This is a genomic window from Aeromicrobium alkaliterrae (assembly GCF_039529015.1).
In the GTDB taxonomy this organism is placed as follows: domain Bacteria; phylum Actinomycetota; class Actinomycetes; order Propionibacteriales; family Nocardioidaceae; genus Aeromicrobium; species Aeromicrobium alkaliterrae.
In genome coordinates this window covers 1,222,924-1,229,570 of sequence record NZ_BAAAME010000004.1, presented here as the reverse complement: position 1 = coordinate 1,229,570, position 6,647 = coordinate 1,222,924, and the positions used below count along the sequence as shown (strand labels likewise).

4 protein-coding genes and 1 tRNA gene are annotated in these 6,647 nt (G+C 69.1%); 1 reads left to right on the top strand and 4 read right to left on the bottom strand.

Annotation, left to right across the window (positions count from 1 at the left end; genetic code table 11):
• Positions 1–60 precede the first annotated feature (60 nt).
• From ABD127_RS14000 to gyrB, 4 genes are all read right to left on the bottom strand, one after another.
• Positions 61–138 (bottom strand) — tRNA-Ile (locus tag ABD127_RS14000).
• A 49-nt stretch (positions 139–187) separates the two neighbouring features.
• Positions 188–952, bottom strand: coding sequence for a DUF3566 domain-containing protein (locus tag ABD127_RS13995; protein WP_344202589.1), 765 nt, complete (start codon positions 950–952; stop codon positions 188–190).
• On the bottom strand, positions 949–3,504 hold the full coding sequence (gene gyrA, locus ABD127_RS13990) for a DNA gyrase subunit A (RefSeq protein WP_344202587.1): 2,556 nt from the start codon (positions 3,502–3,504) through the stop codon (positions 949–951). Before gyrA ends, ABD127_RS13995 begins: the two co-directional genes overlap by 4 nt.
• Positions 3,505–3,556: 52 nt before the next feature.
• Positions 3,557–5,563, bottom strand: a complete 2,007-nt coding sequence (gene gyrB / locus ABD127_RS13985; protein ID WP_344202585.1) for a DNA topoisomerase (ATP-hydrolyzing) subunit B — start codon at positions 5,561–5,563, stop codon at positions 3,557–3,559.
• Positions 5,564–5,782: 219 nt separating this feature from the next.
• Here gyrB and ABD127_RS13980 point away from each other — a divergent pair, with 219 nt between their 5' ends.
• Positions 5,783–6,613 carry a phosphatase PAP2 family protein gene (locus ABD127_RS13980; protein ID WP_344202583.1) on the top strand — a complete coding sequence of 277 codons (831 nt, stop codon included), beginning with the start codon at positions 5,783–5,785 and terminating at the stop codon, positions 6,611–6,613.
• The last annotated feature ends 34 nt before the right edge of the window (positions 6,614–6,647 follow it).

Here is a 6,647-nt window from a genome sequence, read left to right as displayed (position 1 = left end):
GGCGACGGTGAAACCGACGGCCAGGATCTTCTTCATGTCGACCTCCAGACGAAGGTGTGGTGGTGGGCCCAGCTGGACTTGAACCAGCGACCTCTTCCTTATCAGGGAAGCGCTCTAACCGAGCTGAGCTATGGGCCCGTAACAGCGATGAACTCTATCCCACGAGCACCGCTGCGAACGAATCGGGTCAGCCCCGATCGCGGAAGGTCACCTGCACGCCACCGACGAGGTGGGTCGCGGCGTTGTAGAGCCGCGCCCCGATCGCCGCGAGCGCCGTCATCAGGATGACGTTGATGACCGACAGGACCAGCGTGAGGCCGACGACGCGTCCGAAGCCGAGATAGTTCTCGACGTCGAAGGTGCCGTCCTCGCTGCTGAGGACCGAGTTGACCGTGTCGTTGAGGCTGTTCCAGACGCCCGTCACGTTCAGGACGACCCAGAACACCGTGACCGCCACGACCGCGACGATCATCAGCGCCGTCGAGATCACGAACGCGAGCTGGGTGACCGACCACGGGTCGACGTGGACCAGGCTGAGTCGCGCCTGCCGGGTCACCGAGGAGTCGGCAGCCGCCGGCACCGCGGCCTGGGTGGCCGTCGACGGGCCGCGGTCCTCGGGCTCGTCGGTCACGCGGGGGAACACGGACGTCGACGACGGGTCGCCCGAGACCGTGCGGGCGTAGTCCGCCGCGGTCATCGGCCGGTGGGGCGCCTGCGCCGGCTCGTCGCGCTTGGTCGGCTCCTCACGCTTGGCCGCCGGAGTCGGCGTGGCCGTCTTCTTGGCCGGCGACTTCTTCGGGGTCCGCGTGGAAGCCTTCTTCGCGGCGGGCTTGGCCGGGGTCGTCACGTCGTCCGCAGGCGGGTCGTCCGCGGGCGGGTTCTCGTCACGAGCCGTCACCGGGCCCTTGCCGGGGGGACGGGGCACGGGGCCGGGTTCCTGGTCCTCGCTCACGCCTCTGCCTCACCCTCCGTCGACTCGGGGGACTCCTCGTCCCCCTCCGTGGCCACCGGCTCCGCGTTGCGCGCGATGGTGACGACGCGGTCGTCACCCTTGAACTTCACGAAGCTGACCCCCATCGTGCCACGGCCGGTCGGATTCACGCCGGAGACGAGGCTGCGGGTGACCTGGCCGTTCGAGGTGACGCTGATGACGTCGTCGGTGTTGCGCAGCACCAGGCCGCCGACGAGCTCGCCACGCGTCTCGCTGATCTGCATCGCCTTGATGCCGATGCCGCCGCGACCCTGCAGGCGGTACTCGCCGACGAAGGTCTTCTTGGCGAAGCCGCCGTCGGTGACCGTGAAGACGTAGAGCTTCTCGTCCTCGGGCACCTCCTCCTCGTCGAGGGCGGCGTGCCGGGCGCGGATGACCGACAGCGAGAGCAGCTCGTCGTCGCCGCGGAACTTCATGCCCGTGACGCCGGAGGTGGCCCGGCCCATGGGCCGCAGCTGCTCGTCGTCGGCACGGAAGCGGATCGCCTGCGCGTGCTTGGAGATCAGCAGCAGGTCGTCGTCAGCGCTGACGACCTCGGCGCCGATGAGCTCGTCGTCCTCGTCGCGGAAGTTGATCGCGATGACGCCGGCCTGACGCGGGCTGTTGTAGTCGGCCAGGCGCGTCTTCTTGACCAGACCCTTGCGGGTCGCGAGCACGAGGTACGGCTCCTGCTCGTAGTCTCGGATCGCGAGCACCTGGGCGATCTGCTCGTCCGGCTGGAACGACAGCAGGCCGGCGACGTGGCCGCCCTTCGCGTCGCGCCCGGCCTCGGGCAGGTGGTACGCCTTCGCGCGGTAGACGCGGCCCGCCGTGGTGAAGAACAGGATCCAGTGGTGCGCCGTGGTCGGGAACAGGTGCTCGACGTAGTCGCCGTCGCGCAGCGCGGCGCCGCGAACGCCCTTGCCGCCGCGGTTCTGCACGCGGTACAGGTCGGTCTTGGTTCGCTTGGCGTAGCCGCCGGCCGTGATCGTGACGACGACCTCCTCGTCGGGGATCAGGTCCTCGTCCGAGAGGTCGCCGTCGGCAGGGATGATGCGCGTGCGGCGGTCGTCGCCGTACTTGTCGACGATCTCGGCCAGCTCGGTCGAGACGATCGAGCGCTGACGCTCGTCGGACGCGAGGATGTCGAGGTAGTCGGCGATCAGGCGCTCGAGCTCGGCGAGCTCGTCCATGATCTTCTGCCGCTCGAGGGCCGCCAGGCGACGCAGCTGCATCTCGAGGATCGCGTTGGCCTGCAGCTCGTCGATCTCGAGCAGGCCGATCAGACCCGTGCGCGCCTCGTCGACCGTGGGGCTGCGGCGGATCAGCGCGATGACGTCGTCGAGCGCGTCGAGCGCCTTGGCCAGACCGCGGAAGATGTGCGCGCGCTCCTCGGCCTTGCGCAGACGGAACTCGGTGCGCCGGCGGATCACGCTGATCTGGTGGGTGATCCAGTTCGAGATGAAGCCGTCCAGGCTCAGCGTGCGCGGGACGTCGTCGACGATCGCGAGCATGTTGGCGCTGAAGTTCGTCTGCAGGTCGGTGAACTTGTAGAGGTTGTTCAGCACGACCCGGGCCACGGCGTCGCGGCGGATCTCGACCACGATGCGGCGACCGACGCGCGAGCTCGACTCGTCGCGGAGGTCGGAGATGCCCTGGAGGCGACCGGAGTTGACCAGCTCGGCGATCTTGCGCATCAGCGCATCGGGGTTGACCTGGTACGGCAGCTCGGTGACGACGAGCTGGATGCGGCCCTTGGTGTCCTCCTCGATGTTGACGATCGCGCGCATCGTGACCGAGCCACGACCCGTGCGGTACATCTCCTCGATGCCGCTGGTGCCCACGATGAGGCCGTGCGACGGGAAGTCGGGGCCCTTGATGCGCTCGATGAGCGCGGCCTGCAGCTCCTCGCGCGTCGCCTCCGGGTGGGCCAGCGACCACTGGGCGCCCTCGGCGACCTCGCGCAGGTTGTGCGGCGGGATGTTGGTGGCCATGCCGACCGCGATGCCGGCCGAGCCGTTGACGAGCAGGTTGGGGATGCGCGACGGCAGCACCGTCGGCTCGGCCGACCGGCCGTCGTAGTTGGGCTTGAAGTCGACGGTCTCCTCGTCGATGTCGCGCACCATCTCCATCGCGATGGGCGCGAGCTTGCACTCGGTGTACCGCATCGCGGCGGCCGGGTCGTCGCCCGGCGAGCCGAAGTTGCCCTGGCCGAGGATCATCGGCGCGCGCATGACCCACGGCTGCGCGAGGCGCACGAGGGTGTCGTAGATCGCCGTGTCGCCGTGCGGGTGGTACTGACCCATGACGTCACCGACGATGCGGCTGCACTTGCTGAAGCCGCGGTCGGGGCGGTAGCCGCCGTCGTACATCGCGTAGAGCACGCGGCGGTGCACCGGCTTGAGGCCGTCGCGCACGTCGGGCAGCGCGCGCGACACGATGACGCTCATCGCGTAGTCGATGTACGAGCGCTGCATCTCCTCCTGCAGCTCGACGGGTTCGATCCGGTCGCGCTCGATCGGGGTGTCAGTCACAGGAGGATTCCTTCATCAGGGGTGGAGCGAGAAGAGGCGGGGCGGAGGGACATCAGATGTCCAGGAACCTGACGTCCTTGGCGTTGCGCTGGATGAAGTTGCGGCGCTGCTCGACGTCCTCGCCCATGAGGATCGTGAACATCTCGTCGGCGACCGCGGCGTCGTCGAGGGTGACCTGGCGGAGCACGCGGGCCTCGGGGTCCATCGTGGTGTCCCACAGCTCGGAGTCGTTCATCTCGCCGAGACCCTTGTAGCGCTGCACCGGGGCCTCCTTGGGGAGGCGTCGGCCGGCCTCCTCGCCCGCGGCGAGCAGCACGTCGCGCTCACGGTCGGAGTAGGCGAGCTCGTGCGGCGCGTTGGTCCACTTGATCTTGTAGAGCGGCGGCTGCGCGAGGTACACGTGGCCCGCGTCGATCAGCTGCTTCATGAAGCGGAACAGCAGGGTGAGCAGCAGCGTGGTGATGTGCTGGCCGTCGACGTCGGCATCGGCCATCAGCACGATCTTGTGATAGCGCAGCTTGGCGATGTCGAAGTCGTCGTGCACGCCCGTGCCCAGCGCGCTGATGATCGCCTGGACCTCGGCGTTCTGGAGGATCTTGTCGATGCGCGCCTTCTCGACGTTCAGGATCTTGCCGCGCAGCGGGAGGATCGCCTGCGTGCGCGGGTCGCGTCCGCCCTTGGCGGAACCACCGGCCGAGTTGCCCTCGACGATGAAGACCTCGCACTCCTCCGGGCTGCGGCTCGAGCAGTCGGCCAGCTTGCCCGGCAGACCGCCGCCGCCGAGGAAGCCCTTGCGGTTGCGCGCCAGGTCGCGCGCCTTGCGGGCGGCCATGCGGGCGCTCGCGGCGTCGATCGACTTGCGCACGATGGTCTTGCCCTCGGCCGGGTTCTGCTCGAACCAGGCGCCGAGCTCCTCGTTGAGGACCTGCTGCACGAAGCCCTTGGCCTCGGTGTTGCCGAGCTTGGTCTTGGTCTGACCCTCGAACTGCGGCTCGGCGAGCTTGACCGAGATGATCGCGGTGAGCCCCTCACGGATGTCGTCGCCCGTGAGGCGGTCCTCCTTCTTCTTGATGAGGTTGTTGGCCTCGGCGAAGCGGTTGACCGTCGTGGTCAGCGCTGCGCGGAAGCCCTCCTCGTGCGTGCCGCCCTCGTGGGTGTTGATCGTGTTGGCGAAGGTGTGCACCGACTCGGAGAAGCTCGCGTTCCACTGCATCGCCAGCTCGAGCGACAGGCCGTTGGCCTCGTCGTCGCGCTCGATGCCGATGATGTCCTTGTGGATCGGGGCCTTCGCGCCGATGTTGATGTGCTGCACGTAGTCGACGAGGCCCTGGTCGTAGCGGAACTCGACGCTGCGCTCGATGCCGTCGCCCTCGGCGGTGCCACCGTCGGGGTCGTCGCCCTCGTGGTCGCGCTCGTCGGTCAGGGAGATCTCGAGGCCCTTGTTGAGGAAGGCCATCTCGCGGAAGCGCGTCTTGAGCGTCTCGTACGAGTAGACCGTGCTCTCGAAGATGCTCTCGTTCGCGTAGAAGACCTGCGTCGTGCCGGTCTCGTCGGTGGGCTCGGCGCGCTCGAGGTACGCCTCGGGCACGCCGTCGTGGAAGGTCTGCTTCCACGTGTAGCCGTCGCGGCGCACGGTCGTGTGCATCGTGGTGCTCAGGGCGTTGACCACGGAGATGCCGACGCCGTGCAGACCACCGGAGACCTTGTAGCCGCCGCCGCCGAACTTGCCGCCGGCGTGCAGCGAGGTGAGCACCAGCGTGACGGCGGGGATCTTCTCGATCGGGTGCTCGTCGACGGGGATGCCACGGCCGTCGTCGACGACCTTGACGCCGCCGTCGGCCTGCAGCGTGACCTCGATGCGCGTGGCGTGACCCGCGAGCGCCTCGTCGACGGAGTTGTCGACGACCTCGTAGACGAGGTGGTGCAGACCGCGCTCACCCGTCGAGCCGATGTACATGCCCGGACGCTTGCGCACCGCCTCCAGTCCCTCGAGCACCTGGATGTTGCTGGCGTCGTAGCCCGTGGGTGCGTGGGCAGCGGGATCTGGAGTTTGGGTCACCTGCACAGTATAGAGGGCCGTTACGAGCGTCTGAGCGATCACACCCCCGTGTCGGGCCTCGACTCAACTTCCCCAGGTCCGGCTGAGACGCCGTAGAAGGCCCCTGTGAGCGTCTGGCAGGGCGGCATCCGGACCCCGGATCGAGATCGCCGATGTTCAGGCCGCTCCCGGCCGCGTCGCCCCCTGCTGACCTTGACGTGATGCGGCACAGTGGTTCGCATGGCTCTGACGGACCTCGGCACGGCTCCCGACCGCTCTGCGGTGACGGGCACCAGCGTGCGCCCGCGGGCAGCGGCCGCCGCCGTCCTCGCAGGCCTCGGATTCCTGGCCGTCACGGCCGTCGCGCTGTGGACCGCCGCGGGTCAGGACCTCGACGAGAGCTCGATGAACACCGTCGTCGCCGGTCGCGACACGCAGCTCGCCGTGCTCAGCGTCCTGGGCTACGTCTCGATCGCCGCCGTCGCGATCGTGGCGGCCGGATCCGTCGCGCTGGCCCTCGTCCGCGGCGAGGTGCGTCTCGCGGTCGCGGCGCTCGGCGTCATCGGCGGCGCCAACCTGACGACCCAGCTGTTGAAGAGCGAGGTGCTCGAGCGCTCCGAGTTCGTCGGCGGCATCGTCGCCCACAACAGCCTCCCGAGCGGCCACACCACCGTGGTTGCCGCGGCCCTCGGCGCCCTGACCCTCGTCAGCCCGACGTGGCTGCGGCCCGTCGTGCTCACCGCAGGTTCCTTCGCCGTGGCACTCACGGGTGCGTCGACCGTCGTGGCCGGCTGGCACCGTCCGTCCGACGTCATCGCTGCGGTGCTGGTGTGCCTGGCCTGGACCGCACTGGCGGCGCTGCTGGTCGGCGGGCGCCTGCGCCGCTCGACCGGCGGCATCGTGGCGGCGCTGCTCGGCTCGGCCGCCGCGATCGTCTTCCTGATCGTGATCGGCGTCCGCCCCTCTGGGGGCGGCGACGCCTTCGTCACCTCGGGAGTCGTGCTGGGCAGCATCGCCCTCGTGACCGCGGTCTCCGCCGCGATCATGGACCGCATCTCCCCCAGCCACTGACCGACCCTGGTCGAGGTGCCCCCTTCGAGGCTCC

Coding starts and splice junctions, on each gene's coding strand:
- ABD127_RS13980 (WP_344202583.1), top strand. CDS start 5,783: ATGGCTCTGACGGACCTCGGCACGGCTCCCGACCGCTCTGCGGTGACG.